The organism is uncultured Bacteroides sp. (genome assembly GCF_910586915.1).
GTDB lineage: Bacteria > Bacteroidota > Bacteroidia > Bacteroidales > Bacteroidaceae > Bacteroides.
This window is the reverse complement of the sequence record NZ_CAJULN010000007.1, coordinates 95,013-121,207: the sequence shown is the minus strand read 5'-3', so window position 1 is coordinate 121,207 and position 26,195 is coordinate 95,013. Positions and strand designations below refer to the sequence as shown.

Sequence of the window (26,195 nt, the reverse complement as noted above, 5' to 3'; positions counted from 1 at the left end):
AATATCATGCTCCACAATTTAAGTTGATAGTTCATATTATCCAATTTTTTAGTTTGATATTATACATGGATTTTTAATTATAACCTTCTCTTCGCCTCTGAACCGGAAGTTTTACGCTCATTTGTTCCATTCACTTTCTTGTTCCCAAAATAGTAGTTGAAACGAAGACCGACACCGATAGGTTCCCCTTTAATTAGACTGATACGTTGTATATTATCGGTTTCATACTTATTCCGCCAATGTGTTGTCATCTTTCCGTCATACATATATAGGTTACAAAAACCATATAAGGATAATTGGCACGCCTTGAAACGTTTTTTCAATTGCCCATACAGATAGAGTTTCATTGGAGTTTCGGTATAGTAAGAAACATCTTTAGTATTGTACGACACATTCATATCAAACGAGATTTTATGCTGTTTCCGTAAGGTTGTTTGTCAATGTACGTCTGTCCGTTCAGATCAGCCGTACATTTGGATTTGAGGTAGTTGATACCGTCATGCTTTTCACAGGAGGTGAGGCTGAGAAGGGTGCAGGCGATGATTGCCGCAAATAGGGTAAGTTTCTTTTTCATATTGTTGCTATTATAATATATTTTGAAGAATAAATCAGTATCTATTAAGTATTCCTGAATCCTTGTCTTTGTTTTGCATTTTTAACTTCAAGTTGGGCTTGTTTTTGCCAAATGTGAAATTATATACAAGGTTGATATAGACCATATTGGCATTGTTGATGATGCGTTCTGTCTCTGCTCGTTGTAATAATTGTGTTCCTGATACAGAGGTTGTCTGTTTCCATGAGTCATAGAACGGGTATCTTATTCCTCCAGTCAGAGTAAGGTTTTTAATCGGGCTGTACGACAATTCTACACTTGCCATACTTGGGATAGTTTTCATTGTCTGACCAACGAGGGATTTCTTTTCAGTCTGATAGAATACAGAAACTCCCCATTTTTTGTAAGCAAAGTTTATGGAAGGTATGAAAGAATAGCCTGTATGATTCCATTTCTCGCTTCCCAAAACATTGATCTGGTGGAAAACTTCAGAATATAGTCTTAGGCGCAGAATATTATTCGAGAATGGATACCACTGCAAAAACAGGCTTGCCTTTATATTTTGGGCATTGTCCAAATTACCGAATGTTTCTATAATATTCGTATTGTCTGATTGGAAGATAGGAGCTATCGCATCTTTCGTATACTTATAACCGATTTCTGCGTTTATCACAAATTTCTTGAATCCTTTGAAATAAGATAATGACAAGTCATGATTGTTACTTGGTTTCAAATTTGGATTTCCTGCATACAGATAGTTCGCATCCTTGTAATAAGGATTATAAGTCAATGAAGATACGGCAGGATTCTCCGTATTCACTTCGTAATTGAATGTCAAATCTGAACTTTCATCTATAAAATAACCAAGTTTCACCTGTGGTCTGAAATAAACGAACTTGTATTTCTTATTCTCAATTGTAGTAAATATATTGCCGTTCACTCCAGCACTGACACTGTAATTGAATTTCTTACCAAGCATACCTGTGATTCCGAGATATGAATAGATTTCATTTGTCTGTGTCTGATTGTTTGAAGAGAGATTCTTTTGCGTACTGTTGTTGTACATATACCGAGTGCCAACATATAACTGTGCCGTCTTCATATTGTAGTTATATATGGCTTCCCCGATAAGCGAATACTTATCGAGATTTATATTCGTTGCCGTTTCAAAATCAGTCACTCCATCACTCAATTCGGAATATTGATAGTCATAATCGGATTTGTAGTAAGTTCCTACAAGATTCATCGTCAACTCATGCTTAGCATTAAATATTTTGCTGAAATACATATCCATTACAGGACTGATGTATTTGTCTTTATCGGAACTTTCTCCAAATTTTTCAAATACCACATCGTCAATAGTAGAAAAAATATCCTGCTTGGAAGAACGTCTGCGGTTCAGAGAATTGAATGAGAGTTTGGTACTGAAAATATAGTTGTCCGGCTTAGAATTGTTAAAACTGATTTCAGCCAATTGCTGTTCGTATGCGTATGGACTGTTCTTGCCTGTCTTTTGTTTTTGATAAGTTTTGCCTCCTACAGCATAAGTCATATTTTCATCCAATATGCGTTTGTTGTAGTTGCGGTAGTTGATGTTGTATGTTACTCCAAGTTGCGAGTTTCCCCAGTTATATTTGAAATTCACTACATTGTTTCCGAATCCGGTAGTTACTGCATTTTGGGTGTTTAATCCGACAGAACCTCCATTGTGCTTTTCTTTAGTCACGACATTGATTACTGCACCTAATCCCATGTTGGAATATTGGATAGGTGGCTGGGTGTAATAATCTATTTTAGAGATATTTTCAGGAGAAATTACAGAAAGGTCAGTCGGTGTAGAAGGAATGCCGTTTATCAAAATTTTTACCGCTTTCCCGTCTACCGAATTGACAGTTTGGTCGATAACCTGTATTTTGGGCAGATGTTCCAATGCAGACAATGCACTGCTGTATTGTCCTTTCTCTATGTTGGTAAGTTTATATTCTTTCTTGTCCGCGAATCTCTTGACCATGCTTGCGGTGACTACTACTACATCCAATAACATGGTGTTTTCTGATAATACTATTTCTCCTAAATCAAGAGATTGGTCTAATTCTAATTCTTGCCGATAGTCCGTATAACCGATGAATAATATTTCAATACGATACTTGCCGGACTTTATTTTCTCTATAGTGAATTGTCCATTTTCATCGGTGATACATCCTTTATGATTCAGCGTGTCTTGCAAAGAGCGTATTATTACGCTTGCACCGACAATGGGCTGTATATCCTTATCTTTGACAACCCCTTTGACTGTGTGCTGACTCCAGGCCGAGACAGAATACAACACACAACATAACATTAGAAAAATGACCTTTAATCTTCTCATAAGATTTGCAAGTTTTTTTGGTTGCAAAATTACGGGTATAAAACGAAACAACTCTCAAACTATTTTGAGAGTTGCATTACAGGCACTTATTTGAGAGTATTATTCCTTGCCAAAAGTAATTTCTTTGCGGGTACGGCTAAGATAGGTCGGCGTAATTTGCAGATAGGAGGCAAGTTCTTTGAGCGTAATATCTTGCAATATATTAGGACAGCGTCTTATCAACTCCCAATACCGTTCTTTGGGAGATTGCCGATAAAGATTGAGGTATCTGTCATGAGTTTGCCGAAATAACTCTTCTGCCATAACGCAGCGTAATTCTATATTTTCTTTCAGTATTTGTCTAAAAAGATTAGTGCTACAAACCCATACGTCTGAATCGGTTATCGCTTGAAGAGCCACCAATGACGATTCCTTCCGAATGGAACTATAGAAGTCTCCGGCTAAAGTATCGCACAATGCAAGCCCCGTGATATGTTCATTTCCATCAGTATCAATGATAGTATATTTAAAAGCACCGGATGTAATGAAACCGAAATACTTAGGTGTTTCTCTGCGATGAAGAAAATACTCTCCCTTTTTATAATGGCAAAGTTTACCCTCTTTGACGCAAAGTTCACACCAAAAATTCAGGTCTATCTTATCTATATATGGGTTAAAATTAGCCTTGCTTTTCATCTGCTCTATTTTTCAAAAGTAATTTCTTTGCGAATGCGGCTAAGGTATGTCGGCGTGATTTGCAGATATGATGCTAATTCTTTGAGCGTTATATTTTGAAGAATATTAGGACAATATTCTAATATATGAATATAACGTTCCTTCGCAGATTGGCGATACAGATTCAAAAACCTATCATATGTCTGGTGAAAAAATCCGTCTGATATGACACAATGTAACTTAAAGTCTTTTTCAAAGAGTTCATCAACAATGTTGCGGTTACAAACCAATACTTCCGCATCTGTAGCCGCTATAATATCAGTAACGGCTGGAGTTTTCAATACAAGACTTGAATAGTCACCCAATGGCGTGTCGCAAAATGAAAAACCGGTTATATGTGTATTACCTTCTGAATCGGTCACGGAGTATTTGAAATATCCTTTTTTGATAAATCCCCATACATTTCTTGTTATATCTCCACAATGAAGAAAATAATCACCCTTTTTATAAAGGCATAACTTCCCCTCTTTAGCGCAAAGTTCGCGCCAAAAGTCCATATCAATCTTATCTATATACGGGTTAAAGTTTGCCATTCTTAATTGTTTAATATAACTGCGCTACAACCATTTGCAAAGTTAAGCATTTTAATCCGAATAGTCCTTAATTCTGTTGAGAAATAAAGCCATTCAGAGCAAAGTTCACTCCAAATGGCTTTTCAAATCAATGAAAGTTCTATATTTTCATACTTTTGGGACGGTTTTTGTCTTTCGCATATAATACTGGCTGCCCGATAATGATATGGTCAGCGATGAAATTTCCCGATGGATTTCGCTCATTTGCCGGACTGCGTATCTGCGGTAGTTACAACCTCATTCCCCGTTTGCGTTTCTTCTTTCTGCGAAGTATCTCCGCCATTTCCTGATTGGCTTCCGCATCAGCGGCGTTGAAAGATGAGCTGTTGCCGTTCAGTAGTCCCAACGAACCGTTGAATAAGTCGCCGTGTGCCGTTCCGGATGGTACGCTTGGTGTAGCCGTTTCATGTACTTTGGCTGTCATTCCCATACGTTCCTCATACCTATTGCGTCGTAAGGTTGCGTCAATCTTGGAATAACAGAAACGCCTGTCCACCTTGGAACCGTTGAAACGGTATCCGTTCTTGGTGAAGACTACGCCCTGTATCTCGTTGGTCTGTCCCTTGTATCTGAAATACACTTCCACGCCATGCCGTTTCAGGTTGGCAACAAATACGTTCCAATTGCCGCACCTGCCGACTTCCGTTTTGAGGATGTCGTAAAGCTCGTATTTCGTCTTGTCCGGCTCTTTCAGGCGGTTGCGTTTGACATTATCCTTTCCGTTTGCCATGTGCAAGCCATACTTCTGCGTAAGCTCCTTGCAGATACGGGTACTGCGCAACCGCTCGTTCCTGTCAGAAATGGTGTTGCCGTTGTTGTCGATTCGGTTGAAGGCGATATGTACGTGCGGATGTTCCTTGTCGAAGTGACGGGCGATGAAGAACTGCGTGTTCTTGATTCCCATCTTTTCCAGATATTCAAGTGCGATATCTGCCATTACGCGGTTCGTCAAGCGTGGCTCATCCTCTTTTGAAAAACTCAATGCAATATGTCCGACAGGTTTCGACACCTTGCTGTTCATCCGCGACTGGGCATTGAAACTCATGGCTATGGTGTCCCTGTTTTCCATAAACAAGCCTTCGTATGCGACAACTTGAGCATTCTTGTCTTTGTCAAGAATGTAATTCACCACACCTTTAAAGTCGCTGCCCTTTACAATTTTCGCCATCATATCCCAATCTTGGTCAAGAGTTCGTGAATCCTTGCCACTGCCATCTTGCAGTCCCACCTTTCATCCTGAAAGCCTCCGGCGTTCGCCTTGTGCGCAAGTTGGTTGAGATTGTTCGCCATGCCGCAAAGCTGGCGGATGTATCCGGCGTGTTCCTCTGATAATCGTTCTTTCACATGGCCGTTCCGGTAACATTCCCTCATGTACTCGCTCGGCGATACGCCCGCTTCATGCGCCCGTGTCAGCAAGCGGAAGTAGTCGGCTGCCGCCATCTTCACACTGATGCGATAGCTCAGCTTTTCAGTCGCCCCTTTCTTCGGGCGACCGCCCTTGTTACGTTTCCTATATTCCTTGTGTTCCATATTCTGATTCTTCAATGTTGTTACTGGTTATACTGTATAGACCGACGGGATTCCACCTCCTGCAATATGGATGGGTGGGTAGCAAGCGGGTTCGGTACACCCGAAACACAAACTTGCTACCTTCCAATCTTCAGGGAATGAATTTCGGGCAGCTCCCGTTTTCCCATTCGGAATGTCATAATCCCAATCCTTTCTTCTTCGGTTTTACGATGGTTCGTGATGGTGGACTAATGACTAATTCCTGTCGCTTGCCGCAGAGGTAATCGTTCAGGTCTTTGTGCCCTTTGTAGTTGTCGGAGAAATCCCTGATGCGTCCGGCAAACTCCCTCTCCAGTTCCCAATACGCTCTTCTTCCCGCCTCGTCATTATCGAGCAGACAGTGGATGCGCTCGTACCCGTGTAGCACGTCTATGGCTTTGGAAACATTGGCAACCGAATTGAGAATGACGTAATCCTGCCCATCAAGGTTAGCTATGGCCGGGCAGTTCTTCATCCGCAACGTAAGAAATGAAAGGTAGTCCGTCATTCCCTCGAACACGAGGCATTTCTCCCTCGGCTCTCCATGCTGCCGGATATGGCTGATGTCCTTCGGTGCAATACAGCCCTTGAAGAAACGGTTGCGCACCTCATATCCTCCCGCCACATTCGGAAAACCGATGGCAAAATAAGGCTTGCCATTATGAACGAAGTGCAGTTCCCTACATTCCAGTTTTGCCAAAGCGATGTCTATACCCCGTTCCTGTAAATAGCGAAGTAATGCCGGATGGGTGAGTTCTTCCACTTCCAGATGTTGGAAACTCGGTTCGGATGCCTGCTGGCGAAAATAGAAAGACACGGGACGGATGTGTGGAGCCTGTTCCGCTATCTTGTTGAGCAGATAAGGCACATGGTCGGATGCGTATAGCTCCTGCGCCAGTGCGATGATGTTGCCGCCCCTGCACAGTCCATAATCGAACCACAGGTTACGGTCAGAGTTCACCTTGAACGAGGCTTCCGTTTCCTGCCGGAACGGGGATTTGTACCACAGGCTGTTTCCCTGTTGCTTTACGGGCGTGTAGCCCAGACTTTGCAGATAGTCTGCGATTCTGATTTGTTTGGCTTCTTGGATGTTCATGATTTTACAGAGGATTTGATAGTGGATGTAAAAACGTTGATTTGATGAATGATAGGTACAACATATTTATATACAGCATTATAAGTACTCAACATCTTCTCAACAAACCACTTGACAAAAGAGAAAACAATAAACGGATGCTGTTCCTCTCTCAACAGTTTTTTCGATTGTTGAGAAATTGTTGAGAATATATATTGTTAATTATCAGCATAATTATATCCTTATTCATCAATTCAACAAAAGAAGAATGGTATTACAGGGATTCAAGCTGTTCCCTTGTGACGGTGTAGAAACGACCGACTCTTTTTATCGGCTCATATCGACACTCCCGATTATAGTTGAACTGGTAGGTGGTATAGGTCAGCCCGTTGGATGCAGGTGTGAGCTTCCAGCACTCCTGCAAGACTTTCCGGACTTGGTGCTTTTCTACCTTTACCTGCGAGTGTATTAACAAAAGAAGAATATCGTTATAGCAGAATGAGAACGTGTCCGTGCCTGTACTGTCCATGATGTCGAGTATAAGCTCGCACATCTCGATTTCCAGACGGTTACGGTTGCTGCGGATAATCTTTTGCAAGGCTTCGGTATGCAGTAATGACGGGGCAAACCACATCCGGCTTTCTTTTTTCGTTGCCATCGTCCTGTGCTGCAAATGATACAGGAAAGCCGGGATTTCCGCTTTCAGCTTTTGCAGGAAATTGGTATCGTCAGATTGCAAGCGGCTTATCTTTCGCACCCAATAGCGTGTCTCGCCAGCGTCAATGATGACAGGCAGATACTCGTTGTTGGAACACAGCACGAACTTGGCGAAGAAGGCTATCTCGTCACGGTCTTTGCCTTTGGCTTCCACCTTGTAGGAGAGTGTGGTGCTGAGGTTCTTCAACCTCTCGCTGTCCTCCCTGCGGTTGAGCAACACCTCGTCCACCACGATAAGGAGTTTCCCTGCCCAGTCGGAATTGAACTGGCTGCGGAAGTCCTCGTTGGTGTTGAACGTGACATTGTTCTGAAACAAGGCTTTCAGGAAATTAAGGAACGTACTCTTGCCTGTATTGCGTTCTTCCGATACCAGTAAAAGGATGGGGAGTTTCTGTACAGGTTGCAGGTAGAGCAATTGCAAGTAATCCATGCCCAACTCGTATTGCTCGCCAAAGATGTGGCGCACCAATGACCGGATACTGGGAAACTCGCCTTGTTGTGGGAGGTGCTCTATCGGCTCATAGAGGTTCAGGAACTTGTCCACCACGGGACGGTAGCCCACATGGTCGGGAACTGTGCAAAAGCCGTCATACTTCGGCACAGTGGCGAGATAGTCCTTGCCGTAGTCCTGCCGCAGCGTCTCGTTGTTCCACACGATACGTTTCCTCACATAGCCACCGTTCAGACGGGGCTGGTTCACTAACTTGTAGAGGGTCGTACCTACACGGATAAACTCCTCTTTTCCGTTTCCGGTATTTTCTTTCTTCATCGGCATCTTGATTTTATGATTGTCGGATGTTTGTTTGGCGCAAAATTCGGCAATACAAACAAGACGGATTGACAACCCACACGTGACTCACGTATAAATTTCTTGGATTTGGCTTAAAAGCATACGACAAAAGCCCGAAAAAGGTACTTCTTCGGACTTTTGTTGGTAATACGTATTGCTGGTAAAACGGCAATACGTCTGTTCAACTGACCACCAATACGTTTTATCAGCAGTACGTTTTATTGATAATGCGTTTTATCGGCAATAAATTGACACATAAAGATTTGTCGGTTTCACTATTTCATGTCGCCATATCATTGGACTTTATGCCTGATAATTAGACATATTCAGATTGTGAATACCCAGCGAAAAGAAGAACGTTGTTTTCTCTTTTCGCAAGTACAGCCTTTCAATAATAGCATTGCGCACCTGCTCCGCACCGAAGCTGTTGATGCGGAAAGCAAGCGCGACTACCATCGGGAAACTGAACACATCGGCATGATAGCCGTTCTCCAGCCGGACATACTTCTGTGCCTCTTGCCCTTTCAATACGCTGCTTTTATATACGGCTTTGATGGCGGCACGGAGTGTCGGGACGATTACCCCGAACAGTTCCACCAATTCCGGCTCACTCATCCAAATGCTGGCGACATTATTCGGCATGATGATATTGCCGGATTCACTCATTGTTATGATGTTTCTTCCCATACTCATCCCATTGAAATTTTGTTAAACGACTGATTGAGTTTGTTGCCGAACATGGTCAGGTCGTTGTCTAGTTTCTGAGTAGTTATTTTTGCGTATATCTGAGTCGTGACAATGTTCGTATGTCCCAATACACGGCTTACACTCTCGATGGGCATCCCCTTACTCAAAGCCAACGTTGCGAAGCCGTGACGACTGCAATGGAATGATATTGACTTGTTTATGCCGCATTCCTTTATCATCCGTTTCAGCGGCTTACAGATGGACCAGTAGTTCAGTCCGGGAAACACAAAGTTGTCCCTCTGCATCGGTCGGTAGCGTTCGATTATCTGCAAGGGTATATCCAGCAGCTTCACTTGGAATGGGACTTTTGTCTTGTGGCGTTTGGACAATATCCACTTCTCGCCGTTCACCTCCACGATGTTGTCATTCGTCAGTTCCTGAATGTCCACGAATGACAAGGCGGTGAAACTGGCAAAGATGAAAATGTCACGGATGTATGCGAGCTTGCTGTCTGCAAACTCATGTGTCATGACCGCTTTCAGTTCATCTTCTGTCAGATACTCGCGTTCCTTTACATTGGGGCTGATATGGAACTGGATGAAAGGATTGCGCGGTATCAGTCCGTTATAATGCGCTTTCATGACCACGCCTTTCAGCCACATACAGTTTGCCCATATCGAACCGTTCCGCAATCCTGCTTCCGTTGAGAGGTATGCGGCGAACTCCTTGATGAAGTCGGGTGTAAGTTCCAACATGGACATATCGCTGCGCCTGTAAAACGACTTGATAAAGGCGGCTACATGGTTTCTTGCCCGTACACGTGCCCGATAGGTAGCCATCACCCTGTCCTTACCGACACGCTTCTTGAACACCTCGTTCTCACGGTCGAATGCTTTTAGTAGCGTCTCATACTCGCTACCGATGCCCTGATAGGCATTGCGTACCATTTCAGCCGTAACGAATGCTTCACGGTCGGATATGCGCTGGTAATGTTTGATGATTTGCGCTTTGATGTTGTCCAATGCAAGATTGATGTCCCGTGCCTCGCGGCTCTTGCCTTTAGCCCGGTTGCCCTTGATGTCCCAAAGCGTTTTCGGGACACTCTGTTTGCAACTGAACTGCGCCACAGTCCCGTTGATTGTAACCCGTCCCATGATGGGGACAATACCGTTTTTCTCCTTGCTGCCGTTCACGTAGAACAGCACTTTGAATGTGCTTCTTGCCATACTCGTTTTTTTGATTGCAAAATTAAGTATCAACGAGTTAGACCTTGTAAGCCAAACACAGCCATACGGAGAAAATGTCAGTGCCACGTGTTAAAAATAGCATTTCGCCGGGTAATGATTTGAAAACCTAACGGCTTCATAAATCCGCTTTCCTTTGCGTTACCCCGTTTTTTGTCTGTCCTCTTTTGTCCTCGCAAACGCCTTATAAACAGACGTTACGAAGACTTTTCGCCCTTTTTATTAGCCTTTTCCAGAGATTTGTAGTAACTTTGTATCGATATTCTTAAACTACTATGATACAGGTAATACAATTAAAAGGAAAAGACAAACATCTGTACCGGCTTCTGGCTCCGTTGGTGATGGACCCTGAAGTGCTGCGCGCCAATAACAATTACCCTTTCAAGACTGCCGAAAACTACGTGTGGTTTGTCGCGATGAAGGAGAGGAAGGTAGTGGGCTTCGTGCCCGTAGAGCAGAAGAGCGGCAAGAAAGCCGTCATCAACAATTACTACGTCAACGCCGAGAAAACCGAACGCGAAGATATATTGTCGGCACTGTTGGTAGCCGCCATCACCGAATTCAGCCAGGACAAATGGATGCTCCATTCGGTGACACTGGTGCAGGACAAGGAGATATTCGAGCAGTTCGAATTCGCATCCCTCGACAAGAACTGGACACGGTACGTTAAAATGCTTAGATGAACTTATGGCTAAAAAGAAAACAAAAGGTACGAAGAATGTCTACGAGCTGGCACAGGAGCGTCTGAAAGTCATCTTCGACGAGTTCGACAACGTCTATGTCTCCTTCTCGGGAGGGAAAGACAGCGGGGTGCTGCTCAACCTGTGCATCGACTACATCCGCAAGAACAACCTCAAACGGCGCATAGGCGTCTTCCACATGGACTACGAGATACAATATCAGATGACCATCGACTACGTAGACCGGATATTGGCGGCCAACAAGGACATACTCGACGTCTATCGCGTGTGCGTGCCTTTCCGCGTGGCTACGTGCACGTCGATGTACCAGTCGTTCTGGCGCCCGTGGGAGGACAGCAAGCAGAATATATGGGTGCGGCCCATGCCCAAGAAGGCAATGACGAAGGAGGACTTCCCCTTCTACAACACCAAGATGTGGGACTACGAATTCCAGATGCGCTTCGCCCAATGGCTGCACACGAAGAAAGACGCCGTGCGCACCTGCTGTCTCATCGGTATCCGCACGCAGGAGAGTTTCAACAGGTGGCGGTGCATCAACATGAGCCGCAAGTATCAGATGTATCACAACTACAGGTGGACATCGAAAGTGGGAAACGACATCTACAACGCATATCCCATCTTCGACTGGAAAACAACGGACATATGGACGGCAAACGGCAAATTCCAGTGGGACTACAATACGCTGTACGACCTCTATTACCGGGCGGGGGTCAACCTCGAACGGCAGCGCGTGGCAAGTCCCTTCATCAACGAAGCGCAGGAGAGCCTCCAGCTCTACCGCGTGCTCGACCCCAACACGTGGGGAAAGATGATAGGACGGGTGAATGGAGTGAACTTCACCGGTATGTACGGCGGGACCCACGCAATGGGGTGGCAGACGGTGAAACTGCCCGAAGGATACACATGGCGCGAGTTCATGTATTTCCTGCTCAATACCTTGCCCGAACGGGCACGCAAGAATTACCTGCGCAAGCTGTCGGTAAGCGTCAATTTCTGGCGCACCAAAGGCGGGTGTCTCAGCGACTCGACGATACAGAAACTTATCGACGCCAAAATACCGATTGTCGTCATGGATACCAGCAATTACAAAACGCTCAAGAAGCCTGTGCGCATGGAGTATCAGGACGATATCGACATTCCCGAATTCAGGGAGATACCTACCTACAAGCGGATGTGTGTCTGTATCATCAAGAACGATCATGCTTGCAAGTACATGGGTTTCTCGCCCACAAAGGAGGAGATGAGCAGGAGAAGTCAAGTTATGGAACAATATAAAATCATAGTGTCATGAGTGTATTTAAAAGTCCTGTTTACGCGGTGAAGGCGGTGCCCGTAGAGAAGGTGTTTGCCAACGATTACAATCCGAATGTCGTTGCACCGCCCGAAATGAAGCTGCTCGAACTCTCCATCTGGGAGGACGGCTTCACCATGCCGTGCGTATGTTACTACGACAAGGACGCCGACCATTATATTTTGGTAGACGGCTACCACCGCTACACAGTGCTCAAAACTTCACAGCGCATCTATAAGCGCGAAAACGGACTGCTGCCGGTAGTGGTCATCGACAAGGATTTGTCGAACCGGATGAGCTCCACCATACGCCACAACCGCGCACGCGGGATGCACAACATCGAACTGATGTGCAACATCGTCGCCGAACTCGACAAAGCGGGAATGTCCGACCAGTGGATTATGAAGAATATCGGGATGGACCGCGACGAACTGCTGCGCCTGAAACAGATTTCAGGACTGGCAGACCTCTTCGCCAACCGGGAGTTCAGCATCCCCGAAGAGGTGCTCCCTACGGCGGAGACGGAACGGAAAATGCTGTAAAGGGGAAAGAGTCGCCACGGAATTCCTGGAATTACAGGAATCACAGGAATTCCGTGGTGAATCACCGCTTGCACATCGCCCTGAAATCGCAATACAGGCATCGCTTCACATCCTCCGTCTGCGTGAACGCCTCCTTCTCGTCAAAAATCTCCTCCAACAGCTCTTGCAGCCGTTCGCGGAATTCATCCTCGAAGAAAGCAAAGTTATTCACCGGCATCTTAGGTTTGCGCGGTTCGCCCATCTCTATCACAGGCGAGTAACTCTCCGATGCAGCCCGGTGGATATAGAGCAGGGCAGGAGCTACCATCAACGGTTGCTTCCGACAAAGGATGGAAGCATAGAGAAACGTCTGGAAGATATAATTCGGGCGTGTCTCCGAAGGTGTAAACAGTTGCCCGATGTTGGCAGGTGTCTTCGGGCTTCCCCCGGTTTTATAATCCACAATCCGCAGCGTTCCCCCTTTGGCGTCCATGCGGTCTACCGTTCCCCCTAAGCGGAGCGTGAACGGCCCCTGCGACGTACGGATATCCACCTCCTCCGAAACAGGTTCTTCCATAGCAACCATCTCGAAAGGAGCATACTGCAAGTCGTTGCGCAACAACTGTTTCAGATAAGAGACTATCACTTTGGAGTTGATAAGCTGCACGCCATTGTATTCCGGCTTCTCGTCGGCACCCACCTTGAACAGCTCTTTCTTGAAGGCACGGTCGACATATCCTTGTAGCCGCACTTCGTCGCGCAGCAAACGTTCTAAATCCTCTTTCTGAATCAGCTTCCCGTTTGCCGTCAGGTCCGTATAGGTCAACTGGGCGGAGAGGTGGAATATCGTACCGAATAGTGCTGAGTCTATCTCTGCGCTCACTTCGTCCGGCGTTTTCAGCCCTGCCACGTAGCGGTAGTAGAACCTCAGCCGGCAGTCGAGATAGGCATTGAGGGCGGAAGGCGAAAGAATGACCGCCCTCGGATTCGTATTGTCGTAAGCCCGCCGGAGACGCCTTAACACCTCCGGCGTCTTTTCAATCCGTATCTCGCCGATGCTTTGCGGCGACTGCCCCGCCTCCAGGTATTCGCGGGTGATTTCGTGCGGCCCCTCTACCAACAGTTGTAGCATGAAGCGCGACTCCTCGCCACGGTTCAGTCCGTCCGACGAAGTGTTGTAGAGCAACGTGATGTTCTCCGCGCGCTGTATCAGCCGGTAGAAGTAATAAGCGTACACCGCATTCTTGTGTTCGATGGTCGTCAGGCCGAAGGCTTTGCGCAGGTTGTAGGGGATAAACGAAGACTCTCCGCCCGATTTGGGTAGTTGCCCCTCGTTGAGCGACAGCATCACGAGGTTGCGGAAGTCGAGGTTACGCGTCTCCAATACCCCCATCACCTGCATACCGATGGCAGGCTCGCCGTGGAACGGGATGTTGGAAGTGGTGAGCACCTTGCTTATCAGCCGCTTCAGCGTATCGGTGCGCACGTTTAGCTCGCCATCTTCAATCAGGCCGTAGAGACGGTTGATTTTCAGGTGGCTCTGGAAGAGCGATTCCCTGTACAGTTGGTTGAAGATGTCGCTGTATTCTCCCTCCTGGCGGTACAGGACGGAGACCTCCTTTATAAGCCCTACAAGGTACTCGCACAGCTCCCTGATACCTCTGCGCGGCGTGAAGAGGTAGGAGAGGAAAGCATCTTGTTGCAGCTCGGACGGGAGCGGGTAGAAGCGGTTGGTCTTTGTCAGTTCATCCTCCAGGCGGTCGGCCTGCGCCGATAGTTGGCGGGTGTAGGGATGCTTTAGGATGGCTGCCACCGCTTCGTAGGCAAACCGTCCGGTATCCGTGCGGTAACCGTTGGTCTGCAACTCCATCGCCGCATGGATAAAGCTGTAGACTGGAGTCTGCGCCAGGGGAAATCCCATCGTGATATTGACATTCTTCACCTCCTGCGGAATGGAATGGAGCACGGGCAGCAGCAATGCCTCGTTGCAGAGTACGACGGCGTTCTCCTTCTCCTCGCTTTCGCTGCCGGAGAGCGTGGCGCGTACCCATTCGGGAAGGAAGCGTGCCTGCGCATTCTCGGTTGAAGCGGAGATGTAGCGTATCTTCTTGGGCGACTTGAAGAGGTCGAAACAGCTCTCGGGAAGCTCGTTGGGGAAATCCTGCAAGTTGCGTTTCAGAAACTCTCCCGCTTCGTGCTTCTTGATTTGCCGGGTGTAGAACAGGTCGTAATCCCAATAGAACATCGCCTTGCCTGCCTCTTGCAGCAGTTTGAAGAACCGATGTTCCACCCTGTTGAGCACGTTGAATCCGACAAATATGTACTTGTCGTACTCCATCTGTTCCGTATCGAGCCGCTCGATGACGTTGCGGTAGAGCATACCTTCGTAGGCGATGCCCAATTCGGCCAGCCTCGCCCGGTAGCGGTGGTAGATGGTGCCTAACTTGTCCCAAAGGGAGATGAACTTCTCTTTGAGCACCGTCCGGCGTTCGATGGAGAAATTTTGGAAGAATTGCTGGATGGCTTCCTCCTGCTCCTTATCCAAAAAGTCGTAGTCGTCCATGAGATTCTTCAAGTCCTGCAGGTTGCCGAACAGCTTGTCGGCTTCCACCAGGTTCTTGTCTACATCGTCGAAGTCGCTGATGAGCAGCTCTCCCCAGAAGTAGAAATCGTCCAACGTCTCCTGGCTTTGTGTCTCTTCTTTGAACACTTTGTACAGCTCGCACACCAGCCGTATGGGGTCGCCCGCCTTCTGCACGGACAATTTCTGAAACAGGTCGCTGATGCTCATGGCGGCAGGCGCCCAAATCGGCCGGTCGGATTCGCCTGCCAAGTATTCGTTGAAAAACAGATGGGCACGCTTGTTCGGGAAAACAAGCACCGTGCGCGACAGGTCGTTTCCTATCTTGGCATACAAATCGTGAGCGACCAGTTGGAGAAATGTTTGCATAGGGATTGTTTATTATAGGATTGGTTTATACTTTTTCGATTCTTTCTTCGTCTACATACCACAGGTATCCGGTGATGTTCCCGTAACCCATCCGGGTGAGCAGTTGCATATATCCTTTCACCTGCTTGTTGTATTTGGGATTCTCCTTGCCGAATTTGAAGTCGACCACTACCACCTGCCCGTCTTTCATCATCACACGGTCGGGGCGGCGAGTCTGCAACGCGCCTTTTTCCTGGTAAATGATGGCACATTCGTTGAACAGCGTCCACTCGCCCGAATACCAGTCTTGTATCTCGGGCAGCGAGAAAGCCTTTTGCGCCACTTCGCGCGCCATCTCCTCTTTCTCTTCGTTTCGGATGACTCCTTCAAAGATAAGACGGTCGATGGCCGGCTCGATGTCTTCTGCCGTTTCGATAACGGAGAACAGAGTGTGCAGCAGACGTCCGCGGTTGATGAAACGGTCATCGGACTCGTCTTCCTCGATTCCCCGTATGAAATCCGCCGAGCGGTTCGACTGGCGGAACTCGATATCGTGGCGCATGGACTCCATCCGAACGGGCAGTTTCCCAGGTTTTTGGGTAAGTTTGTTGGTCGAGGTGTGGGCTTTCTCCTCTTCCGAAGGACATAGCCTGCCTTGCTCGTAGCAATCTTCTTCCCATTCGACGCCCTCTTTGAGCGCTACGACAGGGAGAGCGTTTGCCAATAGCTCGGACATGGTTCCCCGCTGTGTCTTTTTACTCCAGACGATAAGGTTCTTTCCCGCACGGGTGAAGGCAACGTACAGCAGGTTTAAATTGTCGACCCACAGTTGCAGCCGTTCGTGCAGGTAGTCGTTGCCGTAAATGGATTCGGCCATTTGCGTGGAGTAGTTGATGGGAAGAATGTCCAGTGCATTGAACGGTTCCGTCTGAGGGGCGCACCATACTAACTGGTTGTTGGTTTCGTTCTCCAACTTCCAGTCGCAGAAGGGGAGGAGCACCGTGTGGAATTCCAGGCCTTTGGACTTGTGGATGGAGAAGATGCGGATACCCTCCACCTCTCCACTTGGAATCGTCTTGCCGCACAGGGTCTCGTCCCAATAGCGGATGAAGGCGTCAAGCTCGGAAGAGTTGCTTTGCAGATAGTCGGTCACCGCATCGAAAAAGGCAAACAGATAAGCGTCCTGCGCCCGGATGTTTTTCAACTCGAAGATGCTGAAAAGTTCTTCCAACAATTCGTAGAGAGGCATCAGCCGCAGCTCCTTTATCCTTTCGAGAAAGGTGGGCGGGAGATAGTTCTCGACAGGCAGGAGCAGGAGCGTATTCCAGTCGAGCCCCTTCTGCAAGACCTCGTTCTGATAGGCGGCCGCCAACTGGGCATGGGCTATCTTGTTGTTCTCGTCCGAGAGGTAGCGCAATGCATCCATCATCATGCAGATGGCTAAAGAAGCATTCAGGCGGAAGGCTTCGTCAGACACGATTTTGTAATGCAGCTCCTTGTCGAAGTAATCGGCAATGCGGGGAATGCTTTTGTTCTTGCGCACAAGAATGGCTATGTCGTTTAGCCGTACACCGCCTGCAAGCAGGCGTTCTACCTCGGCTCCCAAGCTGGCTAGGGTCTGTTCGGTATAGTCGTGCGCTTCGTCGGGTTCGAGAAAAGAGACTTTCACATATCCCTTCTCCGTGTCGCGGGGAGATTCCTGTACGACATCGGCGTAGGCTTTCTGCAAGTCTTCGCAATCTTTGCCGAGTTGCTGTCTGTAAAGACCGTTCAGGTAGTCGGCGGCAGCCGTAAAGATCTGGTTGTTGAACCGGATGACGGTGGTTTCGCTGCGGCGGTTGGTAGCCAGTGTCTTCACGCGGATGGGGAAATGGTCGATACAGTCGTTCAGCCCGTTGAGAATTCCCCAGTCACCGTTTCGCCAACGGTAGATGGATTGCTTCACGTCGCCTACAATCAGGCTGTTTGCACCTTGTGAAAGCCCTTCGAGCAAAAGCAGTTTGAAGTTGCCCCATTGCATCCGGCTGGTATCCTGAAACTCGTCTATCATGACGTTGCGGATATTTGTCCCGATTTTCTCGAATACGAAAGAAGAGTCGCCGTCTTTCACCAATTGGTGGAGCAATGCATTGGTGTCGGACAGTAAGAATCGGTTGTTGTCATGGTTCAAACGCCGCACTTCTTCGTCGATATTGGCAAGAAGCTGTACCTTATTGAGATGTTGCAGGGAGAGCCGGCAACTGTTCAGCAGCAGATTGTTTCGCGAACGGAACCTTTCGGCATCTTCCAGCACTGGCATCAGGCTCGACTGAGCCAGACGAAGGATATCCGCATAGCGGGGAGAGGTCTTGGCGGCCCAGTTCTTGGCGTCTTCGAGGCATTTCTCTACGGTGGCATTCCGTATGTCGTTGCCTAAAATCCCGTTGTTGAGCTTGCGGAAGTAGCTGCCTATTCCGCGTGAGCCGCCCTTCAAATCGTCGGCAGTCAGTGCGTGTCCGTCCAATTCGCCTTCAAATTGGTCGTAGAAGCCTTTCATCTGCTCCAGGATTTCGGTTTCTAAGGCTTTCAGTTGTTTGCGGTATTCCTTCACGGTGTCGGGACGACGCAGCTTCTCGCGGAGTTTTTCTCCTTTCTCAATGTAGCCTTCATCGAAGATGTTGCGCCCGAAACTCTTTACTTCGTCCGATACGTTCCAGCGTTTGTCGTCGGCAATCCGCTCGTTGATGTAGTCTAACAGCCAGGCAAGGACGGGGGAAGTGGGACCTAACTTCTCAATCATGCTGTCGACGGCTTCGCTGAGTACTTCGGTATTGTTCAGTTCGATATTCAGATTCGGGCTTAGCTCCAGTTCCCTCGCTAAATTGCGCATGACGGACTGGAAGAAAGAGTCGATGGTCTCTACGCGGAAACGGCTGTAGTCGTGCAGCATATAGCTGAGGGCAAGGCCGGCTGCCTCTCGTATCTCCTGTTCCGTCTTGCCTGTCTCTTCTTGGATACGGTTGAGGTAGGCGGCGGAATCTTTATCGCCCGTCCGGATGCCGTAAAGTTGGCTGAGGATACGTTCTTTCATCTCCGCCGTGGCCTTGTTGGTGAAGGTGACAGCTAAGATTTGCCGGTAGGCACGCGGGTTAAGAATGAGTAGCTTAATATATTCTACGGCAAGGGTAAAAGTCTTACCCGAACCGGCAGAGGCTTTATAAACAAGGAGTTCGCTCATTATTCGATTATTGGATGAATTAATATAACTTTTACAGAACACCGGCTCCGAAACGGAATGTAACGTTTTCCCCACAACCGGAAATCGTGACATTCATTTTTGATTCTGTAAGACAAAAATAGTGAAAGAAGTAGAGAAAAGAAATAAAAACAGGAGAAAAATGTTTTTTCTTTCCGGGTTTCACAGGTCGCGGTTGCAACGGTATTTGTTTAAAAGCCGCGCGGATATGCCTAATTTTTTAATATGATTCTTCCAGTCTCATTAATTATATTTATATTTGCATCATTCAATTCATTAAAGAAATACAGATTAAGAATGAGATATTTAGACCCTAAGGCCGATTTGACGTTCAAACGCGTTTTCGGCGAACATCCGGATTTGGTGATAAGTTTGCTGAATGCTTTGCTGCCCCTTGAGCCTGGTCAGGAAGTCACTGAGGTAGAGTACCTTCCCGTTGAGCTGGTTCCTGACAATCCGTTGCGGAAGAACAGCATCGTCGATGTTCGTTGCCGCGATAATTGTGGTCGTGTATTCTTGGTGGAGATGCAGATGATATGGACACCCGAATTCAAACAGCGTGTGTTGTTCAATGCTTCGAAGGCTTATGTGCGCCAGTTGGACGCCGGAGAGCAGTATGAACTGTTGCAACCCGTATATTCGCTGAATCTGGTGAACGATATCTTTGAGTTGGACTTGGATGATGAATACTATCACTATTACCGCCTCGTCCATATGGAACATACAGACAAGGTGATAGAGGGATTGCACCTGATTTTTGTGGAACTTCCCAAGTTCACTCCTCATACTTATAGTGAGAAGAAAATGCAGTTGCTATGGTTGAGATACCTGACTGAGATAAACGATCAGACCCGCGAAATCCCTGAAGAGTTGCTTGCCAGTCCGGAATTGAAGAAGGCGGTGGATGTCCTTGAGGAATCTGCGTTCACAGAGGCGCAGTTGGCCGGATATGAGAAGTTCTGGGATATAATCAGCGTAGAAAAGACCCTTTTAAACAGTGCGGAACGAAAAGGGATGGTAAGAGGTATGGAGAAAGGACTTGCAAAAGGACTTGCAGAAGGCATGGAGAAAGGTCTCGCCGAAGGCATGGAAAAAGGCCTCGCCGAAGGTATTGCCGAAGGCCATAAGGAAGTAGCCCGTAATCTGAAAAAAGCCGGAATACCGACTACAATCATTATACAAAGTACCGGTCTGTCGGAAAAAGAGATTGAAGAATTGTAAAGTAAGAATTGGAATACCTCTGACTTTTTGTAAAGCATCTATTATAGACTTGGGAGAAGAAAAAGTGATAATAAAATAAAAAAAGTGGGGATGTCCATTAGTAGTTTCCCCCTTTTGATTGTATTATATATAGATGAGTCAGAAATATAATTTTATCTATATACTATGATTATGCAACAGAATAAAACTGCTTTTCAACAAAAAACAATCAACCCGGCTCGCTGGGTTCCGACTGCTTATTTCGCAATGGGGCTTCCCTTTATTGCCGTCAATTTGGTTTCCGCATTCATGTTTAAGGATTTGGGGATTTCAGATACGCAAATTGCATTCTGGACTTCCCTTATCATGGCACCGTGGACATTCAAATTCCTATGGAGTCCTTTCCTTGAAATGTATCGTACGAAGAAATTCTTCGTATTGGTTACCGAATTGCTGAGTGGAGTATTATTCGGAGTAGTAGCCTTCTCTCTGTTCTTTGATTACTTTTTTGCTATCAGTATTTCCACGATGGCGGTGATAGCCTTTAGCGGAGCGACACACGACATCGCTTGCGACGGTGTATATATGTCCGAACTGAATAAAGAAGACCAAGCCAAATACATCGGCGTACAAGGCGCCTTCTATAACGTGGCGAAATTGGTTGCCAACGGTGGATTGGTTGCAATGGCGGGAGCATTGGCCGAGCACTTTGGAGCCATCGAAGGCGCTTCTGTAGAAGCTAACAAAAGTGCCTACTCCTCTGCATGGATGATTATTTTTGCCGTGATTGCGGCGATTATGATACTGATAGGCATTTACCATATAAAAATGTTGCCCTCTTCGCAAACCCCGCCGGCGACAAAGAAAACAACCTCCGAAGTAGGACGGGAGCTGATGGCAGTGATTGCCGATTTCTTTACCAAGAAACACATCTTCTATTACATCAGTTTCATCATTCTCTATCGTCTGGCAGAAGGATTTATCATCAAGATTGCCCCGTTGTTCTTGCGTGCTTCGAGAGAGGCAGGCGGTTTGGGATTATCCTTGACGGAGATTGGCACGCTTAACGGAGTTTTCGGTTCGGCAGCTTTCGTGCTCGGTTCCCTGTTAGCAGGAGTGTATGTCTCCAAGTTCGGGTTGAAAAAGACACTCTTTGCACTTTGTTGCATCTTCAATCTGCCGTTTGTAGCTTACACGTTCTTAGCGGTTGTGCAGCCTTCCGACCTCTATCTGATAGGCACCTGCATAACGATGGAATATTTCGGCTACGGTTTCGGCTTTGTCGGGCTGACATTGTTCATGATGCAACAGATAGCTCCGGGACGGCATCAGATGTCGCATTATGCATTTGCATCGGGAATCATGAACTTGGGAGTGATGCTTCCGGGAATGGCGAGCGGCTATTTCAGCGACCTGTTGGGCTACCGCGATTTCTTTATTTATGTATTGATTGCGGCCGTTCCTGCCCTGCTGATTACCTATTTCATCCCCTTTACATACGACGATTCAAAAAATAAATAATATAAAAACATTGATTTATGAACAAGATTCAAATTCCCTGGGAAGAACGTCCTGCCGGATGTACGGACATTATGTGGCGTTACTCACAAAATCCGGTTATCGGCCGTTATCATATTCCTTCCTCCAACAGTATATTCAACAGTGCTGTCGTGCCTTTCGAAGACGGTTTTGCGGGTGTATTCCGTTGCGACAACAAGGCCGTGCAGATGAATATCTTTGCCGGGTTCAGCAAAGACGGTATCCATTGGGACATCAATCACGAACCCATCCGCTTCAAGGCAGGCAATACCGAAATGATTGAATCGGAATATAAATACGATCCCCGTGTGACGTGGATTGAAGACCGCTACTGGGTAACCTGGTGCAACGGCTATCACGGCCCTACCATCGGCATCGCTTACACTTTTGATTTCAAAGAATTCTTCCAGTGCGAGAACGCATTCCTGCCTTTCAACCGTAACGGCGTCCTTTTCCCGCAGAAAATAGACGGAAAGTACGCCATGCTGAGCCGTCCCAGCGACAACGGACATACACCGTTCGGGGATATATACATCAGCTATAGCCCCGACATGAAATATTGGGGCGAACACCGTTGCGTGATGAAAGTGACCCCGTTTCCCGAAAGCGCCTGGCAATGTACAAAAATCGGTGCAGGCTCGGTTCCCTTCCTGACGGACGAAGGCTGGTTGCTTTTCTACCACGGCGTAATCACCACCTGCAACGGTTTCCGCTATGCAATGGGTGCCGCCATACTCGACAAAGACCATCCGGAAAAGGTACTCTACCGCACACGTGAATACCTGCTCGGCCCGGCGGCTCCCTACGAACTCCAGGGCGATGTCCCCAACGTGGTGTTCCCTTGCGCAGCTTTGCAGGACGGTGAGCGCGTAGCCGTTTATTATGGTGCGGCAGATACCGTCGTAGGCATGGCTTTCGGCTACATCAAGGAAATTATCGAATTTACAAAACGGACAAGCATCATTTAATAAAGCTATGAAACGAATAATCTTATTGACTTGCACACTTGCTCTTGCCCTTCTTCCCGGCCACGCGGAAGAAGGCGGAAACCCTCCCGACAAGAAGAACCTCCTGATAGATTACGTCGATCCTTTTATCGGGACTACCAACTACGGAACCACCAATCCCGGCGCCATCTGCCCCAACGGTATGATGTCCGTGGTTCCCTTCAACGTGATGGGTTCGTCGGAGAACACATATGACAAAGACGCCCGTTGGTGGTCGACCCCTTACGAGCATACCAACTGTTTCTTTACCGGATACGCCCATGTGAACCTGAGTGGAGTAGGCTGTCCCGAATTGGGTTCGCTGCTGCTCATGCCCACTACCGGAGAACTGAATGTTGATTACAAAGAATACGGCAGTAAGTATAAAGACGAGCAGGCCTCGCCCGGATATTACTCCAACTACCTGACCAAGTACAACGTAAAGACCGAAGTCTCCGCTACCCCACGCACGGGTATCGCCCGTTTCACCTTCCCCAAAGGTAAAAGCCACATCCTGCTGAACTTAGGAGAAGGGCTGACCAACGAAAGCGGCGCCATGCTCCGTCGCGTCAGTGACAGCGAAGTGGAAGGAATGAAGCTGCTCGGCACATTCTGCTACAATCCTCAAGCCGTATTCCCCATCTATTTTGTGATGCGGGTTAAGAAAGTCCCCTCCACCACCGGATACTGGAAGAAGCAGCGTCCGATGACAGGCGTAGAAGCTCAGTGGGACCCCGACCAGGGAAAATATAAACTCTATACCCGCTACGGAAAAGAGATAGCAGGCGACGATGTAGGCGCCTATTTCTCTTTCGACACGGAAGAGGGCGAACAGGTGGAAGTACAGATGGGAGTCTCCTTTGTAAGCATAGAGAACGCCCGTCTGAATCTGGAGCGCGAGCAGGCAGGCAAGAATTTCGACCGGATTCATGCCGATGCACGTGCCCGATGGAACGACGATTTGTCACGCATCACCGTCGAAGGCGGCACGGACGCTCAGAAAACAGTATTCTATACGGCACTGTACCATCTGCTGATTCATCCCAACATCCTTCAGGACGTCAACGGAGAATACCCGGCGATGGAAGGCGACAAAATCCTGACAACGAAGGGCGACCGTTACACGGTATTCTCCCTGTGGGACACCTATCGCAACGTACACCAGCTATTGACTCTCGTCTATCCGGAACGTCAGATGGAGATGGTACGAACCATGCTTGATATGTACCGCGAACACGGCTGGCTGCCCAAGTGGGAGCTCTACGGACGGGAGACACTGACAATGGAAGGCGACCCCAGCATCCCCGTCATTGTAGACACCTGGATGAAAGGCCTGCGTGACTTCGACGTCGATTTGGCCTACGAAGCCATGTACAAGTCGGCCACCCTGCCGGGCGCCGAAAACCTGATGCGTCCCGACAACGACGACTACGTATCCAAAGGCTATGTCCCTCTGCGCGAACAATACGACAATTCCGTCTCCCATGCACTGGAATACTACATTGCCGACTTTGCCTTGTCGCGCTTTGCCGAAGCCTTAGGCAAGAAGAAAGACGCCGAACTGTTCTACAAACGCTCTTTGGGCTACAAACATTATTACAGCAAGGAGTTCGGCACCTTCCGTCCGATTCTTCCCGACGGCACCTTCTACAGTCCGTTCAATCCGCGACAGGGAGAGAACTTCGAGCCCAATCCCGGTTTCCACGAAGGAAGCGCCTGGAACTATACCTTCTATGTGCCGCACGACGTCTACGGGCTTGCCAAGCTGATGGGCGGCAAGAAACCCTTTGTCGACAAGTTGCAGATGGTCTTTGACGAAGGACTTTACGACCCCGCCAACGAGCCGGACATCGCCTATCCCCATCTCTTCTCCTACTTCAAGGGCGAAGAATGGCGCACGCAGAAAGAGACACAACGCCTGTTGGACAAGTACTTCACGACGAAGCCCGACGGCATTCCGGGAAATGACGACACGGGAACGATGTCCTCGTGGGCTATCTTCAACATGATAGGTTTCTATCCCGACTGTCCGGGACTGCCCGAATACACGTTGACGACTCCGGTATTTGACAAAGTAACGATTCGTCTCGACCCGAAGTGGTATAAGGAAAAAGAAGTGGTGATTGAGAGCAACCGCACCCAGCCGGGCACTCTCTACATCAACAAGGTATTATTGGACGGAAAGAAACTCAATAAACACCGCATCACACACGACGAGCTTGTACACGGCCGCCGCATATTCTTTGACTTGAAATAACACACAGTGTTTCATAGGTATCGTTTTTGGGTTGACAGGGCTGCCGGACTATTCAGGGTTTGGCAGCCCGCTTTTTTACTCCGGTTCTCTTCTCTGTTGCATAGACCGGTTACAAAACGCCCCCTCCTTCGTCTATTATACAAATAGAGCGTATAATGAAAATGAAAAAGAGATTATCTGTACAAATCCTGTGGGTGCTGGTTCTGATGGCAGAATGCATCCCCTTGCCCGCCCTTGCCGCCACACGGCCGAAAGAGCAGCGTTACAAGATTGCCGTCTGCGACTGGATGATACTGAAGCGTCAGAAGATAGGCTCCTTCCAGTTGGTGAGTGAGTTGGGCGGCGACGGAGTAGAGCTGGACATGGGCAGCCTGGGCAGAAGAGAAATGTTCGACAACAAACTGCGCGACCCCCATTTCCAACAACTCTTCCGTGAGACAGCCCGGAAATACCGATTGGAAGTCCCCTCCGTCGCCATGTCCGGGTTCTACGGCCAGTCCTTTCTGGAGCGTGCCAATTACAAGGAACTGGTGCGCGACTGCCTGGAAGTCGCGAAAGTGATGAACGCCAAAGTCGCCTTTCTGCCGTTGGGCGGCCTCAAGGCAGGCTGGGCCGACAACCCGGCACTGCGCGCAGAAGTGGTACGGCGGCTGAAAACAGTGGGCGACATGGCCGCCGCCGAAGGCGTGGTAATCGGCCTCGAAACCCCGTTGGATGCCAAAGGTGAGGTGAAACTGCTGAAAGAAATCGGTTCGCCGGGTATCAAAATTTACTTCAAATTCCAGAACGCACTCGAGAATGGCAGAGACCTGTGCCGCGAACTCAAGATACTCGGCCGGAAGAGAATATGCCAGATTCACTGCACCGACACGGATGGCGTGACACTGCCTTTCAACGGGCGGCTCGATATGAAGAGCGTGAAAAAGACCCTCGACAGGATGGGGTGGAGCGGCTGGCTGGTCGTCGAGCGTTCGCGCGATAAAAACGATGTGCGCAACGTGAAAAAGAACTATGGAACCAACATACGGTACTTGAAGCAAGTGTTTCAGCAATAAGGTCGTTTGTCGTAAATCGGGCGGTTGTTTCCACTCAAACAACCGCCCGATGTGCTATAAGAGTACGGTCGTCCGCCACCGGAAGTACGGTCGGTTGCGGCAGAATATACGCTCCTCCTGGACGGAATATCCTTACGAAATAAACAAAACCGGAGAATTGAAAATGTTTTTCTTCTTTCTGTGATTACATAATTTTCGGTCATACGTCTTTCT

The 26,195-nt window shown here is 47.9% G+C and carries 21 protein-coding genes; 9 read left to right on the top strand and 12 right to left on the bottom strand.

Going from position 1 to position 26,195, the window contains the following annotated elements; translation table 11 throughout:
* Positions 1 to 394: 394 nt before the first annotated feature.
* The 10 genes from QZ331_RS04850 to QZ331_RS04805 all read right to left on the bottom strand — a co-directional run bounded on the left by QZ331_RS04850 (position 395) and on the right by QZ331_RS04805 (position 10,250).
* Complete coding sequence (locus QZ331_RS04850) at positions 395 to 574, bottom strand: hypothetical protein (RefSeq protein ID WP_294628529.1); 180 nt, start codon at positions 572 to 574, stop codon at positions 395 to 397.
* 34 nt (positions 575 to 608) lie between these two features.
* A complete protein-coding gene (locus QZ331_RS04845; protein ID WP_294628527.1) occupies positions 609 to 2,921 on the bottom strand; it encodes a TonB-dependent receptor in 2,313 nt (770 codons plus the stop codon).
* 99 nt (positions 2,922 to 3,020) lie between these two features.
* Positions 3,021 to 3,596: a Crp/Fnr family transcriptional regulator gene (locus QZ331_RS04840; RefSeq protein WP_294628525.1), complete on the bottom strand. Its 576-nt coding sequence runs from the start codon at positions 3,594 to 3,596 to the stop codon at positions 3,021 to 3,023.
* 5 nt (positions 3,597 to 3,601) lie between these two features.
* Positions 3,602 to 4,168 carry a Crp/Fnr family transcriptional regulator gene (locus QZ331_RS04835; RefSeq protein ID WP_294628523.1) on the bottom strand — a complete coding sequence of 189 codons (567 nt, stop codon included), beginning with the start codon at positions 4,166 to 4,168 and terminating at the stop codon, positions 3,602 to 3,604.
* A 268-nt stretch (positions 4,169 to 4,436) separates the two neighbouring features.
* The gene (locus tag QZ331_RS04830) at positions 4,437 to 5,378 is read right to left on the bottom strand and encodes a relaxase/mobilization nuclease domain-containing protein (protein ID WP_294628521.1); all 942 of its coding nucleotides are present in this window, start codon (positions 5,376 to 5,378) and stop codon (positions 4,437 to 4,439) included.
* Positions 5,375 to 5,737: a MobC family plasmid mobilization relaxosome protein gene (locus QZ331_RS04825; RefSeq protein WP_294628534.1), complete on the bottom strand. Its 363-nt coding sequence runs from the start codon at positions 5,735 to 5,737 to the stop codon at positions 5,375 to 5,377. Before QZ331_RS04825 ends, QZ331_RS04830 begins: the two co-directional genes overlap by 4 nt.
* 175 nt (positions 5,738 to 5,912) lie before the next feature.
* Complete coding sequence (locus tag QZ331_RS04820; RefSeq protein ID WP_287565772.1) at positions 5,913 to 6,851, bottom strand: toprim domain-containing protein; 939 nt, start codon at positions 6,849 to 6,851, stop codon at positions 5,913 to 5,915.
* 253 nt (positions 6,852 to 7,104) lie between these two features.
* The gene (locus tag QZ331_RS04815; RefSeq protein WP_294628519.1) at positions 7,105 to 8,316 is read right to left on the bottom strand and encodes a primase-helicase family protein; all 1,212 of its coding nucleotides are present in this window, start codon (positions 8,314 to 8,316) and stop codon (positions 7,105 to 7,107) included.
* Positions 8,317 to 8,640: 324 nt separating this feature from the next.
* Positions 8,641 to 9,030: a hypothetical protein gene (locus QZ331_RS04810; protein ID WP_287565767.1), complete on the bottom strand. Its 390-nt coding sequence runs from the start codon at positions 9,028 to 9,030 to the stop codon at positions 8,641 to 8,643.
* The gene (locus tag QZ331_RS04805; RefSeq protein ID WP_294628515.1) at positions 9,027 to 10,250 is read right to left on the bottom strand and encodes a site-specific integrase; all 1,224 of its coding nucleotides are present in this window, start codon (positions 10,248 to 10,250) and stop codon (positions 9,027 to 9,029) included. Before QZ331_RS04805 ends, QZ331_RS04810 begins: the two co-directional genes overlap by 4 nt.
* Before the next feature lie 293 nt (positions 10,251 to 10,543).
* On the opposite strand from QZ331_RS04805, the gene QZ331_RS04800 reads away from it, so the two are divergent.
* The 3 genes from QZ331_RS04800 to QZ331_RS04790 are packed head-to-tail and all read left to right on the top strand — an operon-like array spanning position 10,544 to position 12,802.
* Positions 10,544 to 10,951 carry a hypothetical protein gene (locus QZ331_RS04800; protein WP_294628514.1) on the top strand — a complete coding sequence of 136 codons (408 nt, stop codon included), beginning with the start codon at positions 10,544 to 10,546 and terminating at the stop codon, positions 10,949 to 10,951.
* Between the two features lie 4 nt (positions 10,952 to 10,955).
* A complete protein-coding gene (locus tag QZ331_RS04795; protein ID WP_294628512.1) occupies positions 10,956 to 12,260 on the top strand; it encodes a DUF3440 domain-containing protein in 1,305 nt (434 codons plus the stop codon).
* Positions 12,257 to 12,802, top strand: a complete 546-nt coding sequence (locus QZ331_RS04790; protein WP_294628510.1) for a ParB/RepB/Spo0J family partition protein — start codon at positions 12,257 to 12,259, stop codon at positions 12,800 to 12,802. The genes QZ331_RS04795 and QZ331_RS04790 overlap by 4 nt, the downstream gene beginning before the upstream one ends.
* A 61-nt stretch (positions 12,803 to 12,863) precedes the next feature.
* On the opposite strand, the gene QZ331_RS04785 is transcribed toward QZ331_RS04790, so the two are convergent.
* Both QZ331_RS04785 and QZ331_RS04780 read right to left on the bottom strand, forming a co-directional pair.
* Positions 12,864 to 15,731 carry a PD-(D/E)XK nuclease family protein gene (locus QZ331_RS04785; RefSeq protein WP_294628509.1) on the bottom strand — a complete coding sequence of 956 codons (2,868 nt, stop codon included), beginning with the start codon at positions 15,729 to 15,731 and terminating at the stop codon, positions 12,864 to 12,866.
* A 25-nt stretch (positions 15,732 to 15,756) separates the two neighbouring features.
* Positions 15,757 to 18,927 carry a UvrD-helicase domain-containing protein gene (locus tag QZ331_RS04780; RefSeq protein WP_294628507.1) on the bottom strand — a complete coding sequence of 1,057 codons (3,171 nt, stop codon included), beginning with the start codon at positions 18,925 to 18,927 and terminating at the stop codon, positions 15,757 to 15,759.
* 315 nt (positions 18,928 to 19,242) lie between these two features.
* Here QZ331_RS04780 and QZ331_RS04775 point away from each other — a divergent pair, with 315 nt between their 5' ends.
* The 6 genes from QZ331_RS04775 to QZ331_RS04750 all read left to right on the top strand — a co-directional run bounded on the left by QZ331_RS04775 (position 19,243) and on the right by QZ331_RS04750 (position 26,166).
* Positions 19,243 to 20,166, top strand: coding sequence for an Rpn family recombination-promoting nuclease/putative transposase (locus QZ331_RS04775; RefSeq protein WP_294628505.1), 924 nt, complete (start codon positions 19,243 to 19,245; stop codon positions 20,164 to 20,166).
* A gap of 171 nt (positions 20,167 to 20,337) precedes the next feature.
* Positions 20,338 to 21,666 (top strand): MFS transporter, encoded by a 1,329-nt coding sequence (locus QZ331_RS04770; protein WP_294628503.1) that lies wholly within the window; start codon positions 20,338 to 20,340, stop codon positions 21,664 to 21,666.
* Positions 21,667 to 21,683: 17 nt separating this feature from the next.
* Positions 21,684 to 22,652, top strand: coding sequence for a 1,4-beta-mannosyl-N-acetylglucosamine phosphorylase (locus QZ331_RS04765; protein ID WP_294628502.1), 969 nt, complete (start codon positions 21,684 to 21,686; stop codon positions 22,650 to 22,652).
* 7 nt (positions 22,653 to 22,659) lie between these two features.
* On the top strand, positions 22,660 to 24,927 hold the full coding sequence (locus QZ331_RS04760; RefSeq protein WP_294628500.1) for a GH92 family glycosyl hydrolase: 2,268 nt from the start codon (positions 22,660 to 22,662) through the stop codon (positions 24,925 to 24,927).
* Positions 24,928 to 25,088: 161 nt separating this feature from the next.
* On the top strand, positions 25,089 to 25,982 hold the full coding sequence (locus QZ331_RS04755; RefSeq protein WP_294628498.1) for a sugar phosphate isomerase/epimerase family protein: 894 nt from the start codon (positions 25,089 to 25,091) through the stop codon (positions 25,980 to 25,982).
* Positions 25,983 to 26,031: 49 nt separating this feature from the next.
* Complete coding sequence (locus QZ331_RS04750) at positions 26,032 to 26,166, top strand: hypothetical protein (RefSeq protein ID WP_294628496.1); 135 nt, start codon at positions 26,032 to 26,034, stop codon at positions 26,164 to 26,166.
* The last annotated feature ends 29 nt before the right edge of the window (positions 26,167 to 26,195 follow it).

Coding starts and splice junctions, on each gene's coding strand:
- QZ331_RS04780 (WP_294628507.1), bottom strand. CDS start 18,927: ATGAGCGAACTCCTTGTTTATAAAGCCTCTGCCGGTTCGGGTAAGACT.
- QZ331_RS04760 (WP_294628500.1), top strand. CDS start 22,660: ATGAAACGAATAATCTTATTGACTTGCACACTTGCTCTTGCCCTTCTT.
- QZ331_RS04805 (WP_294628515.1), bottom strand. CDS start 10,250: ATGGCAAGAAGCACATTCAAAGTGCTGTTCTACGTGAACGGCAGCAAG.
- QZ331_RS04800 (WP_294628514.1), top strand. CDS start 10,544: ATGATACAGGTAATACAATTAAAAGGAAAAGACAAACATCTGTACCGG.
- QZ331_RS04845 (WP_294628527.1), bottom strand. CDS start 2,921: ATGAGAAGATTAAAGGTCATTTTTCTAATGTTATGTTGTGTGTTGTAT.
- QZ331_RS04835 (WP_294628523.1), bottom strand. CDS start 4,168: ATGGCAAACTTTAACCCGTATATAGATAAGATTGATATGGACTTTTGG.
- QZ331_RS04850 (WP_294628529.1), bottom strand. CDS start 574: ATGAAAAAGAAACTTACCCTATTTGCGGCAATCATCGCCTGCACCCTT.
- QZ331_RS04790 (WP_294628510.1), top strand. CDS start 12,257: ATGAGTGTATTTAAAAGTCCTGTTTACGCGGTGAAGGCGGTGCCCGTA.
- QZ331_RS04840 (WP_294628525.1), bottom strand. CDS start 3,596: ATGAAAAGCAAGGCTAATTTTAACCCATATATAGATAAGATAGACCTG.
- QZ331_RS04830 (WP_294628521.1), bottom strand. CDS start 5,378: ATGATGGCGAAAATTGTAAAGGGCAGCGACTTTAAAGGTGTGGTGAAT.
- QZ331_RS04775 (WP_294628505.1), top strand. CDS start 19,243: ATGAGATATTTAGACCCTAAGGCCGATTTGACGTTCAAACGCGTTTTC.
- QZ331_RS04825 (WP_294628534.1), bottom strand. CDS start 5,737: ATGGAACACAAGGAATATAGGAAACGTAACAAGGGCGGTCGCCCGAAG.
- QZ331_RS04765 (WP_294628502.1), top strand. CDS start 21,684: ATGAACAAGATTCAAATTCCCTGGGAAGAACGTCCTGCCGGATGTACG.
- QZ331_RS04815 (WP_294628519.1), bottom strand. CDS start 8,316: ATGAAGAAAGAAAATACCGGAAACGGAAAAGAGGAGTTTATCCGTGTA.
- QZ331_RS04755 (WP_294628498.1), top strand. CDS start 25,089: ATGAAAAAGAGATTATCTGTACAAATCCTGTGGGTGCTGGTTCTGATG.
- QZ331_RS04820 (WP_287565772.1), bottom strand. CDS start 6,851: ATGAACATCCAAGAAGCCAAACAAATCAGAATCGCAGACTATCTGCAA.
- QZ331_RS04750 (WP_294628496.1), top strand. CDS start 26,032: ATGTGCTATAAGAGTACGGTCGTCCGCCACCGGAAGTACGGTCGGTTG.
- QZ331_RS04770 (WP_294628503.1), top strand. CDS start 20,338: ATGCAACAGAATAAAACTGCTTTTCAACAAAAAACAATCAACCCGGCT.
- QZ331_RS04785 (WP_294628509.1), bottom strand. CDS start 15,731: ATGCAAACATTTCTCCAACTGGTCGCTCACGATTTGTATGCCAAGATA.
- QZ331_RS04795 (WP_294628512.1), top strand. CDS start 10,956: ATGGCTAAAAAGAAAACAAAAGGTACGAAGAATGTCTACGAGCTGGCA.
- QZ331_RS04810 (WP_287565767.1), bottom strand. CDS start 9,030: ATGAGTATGGGAAGAAACATCATAACAATGAGTGAATCCGGCAATATC.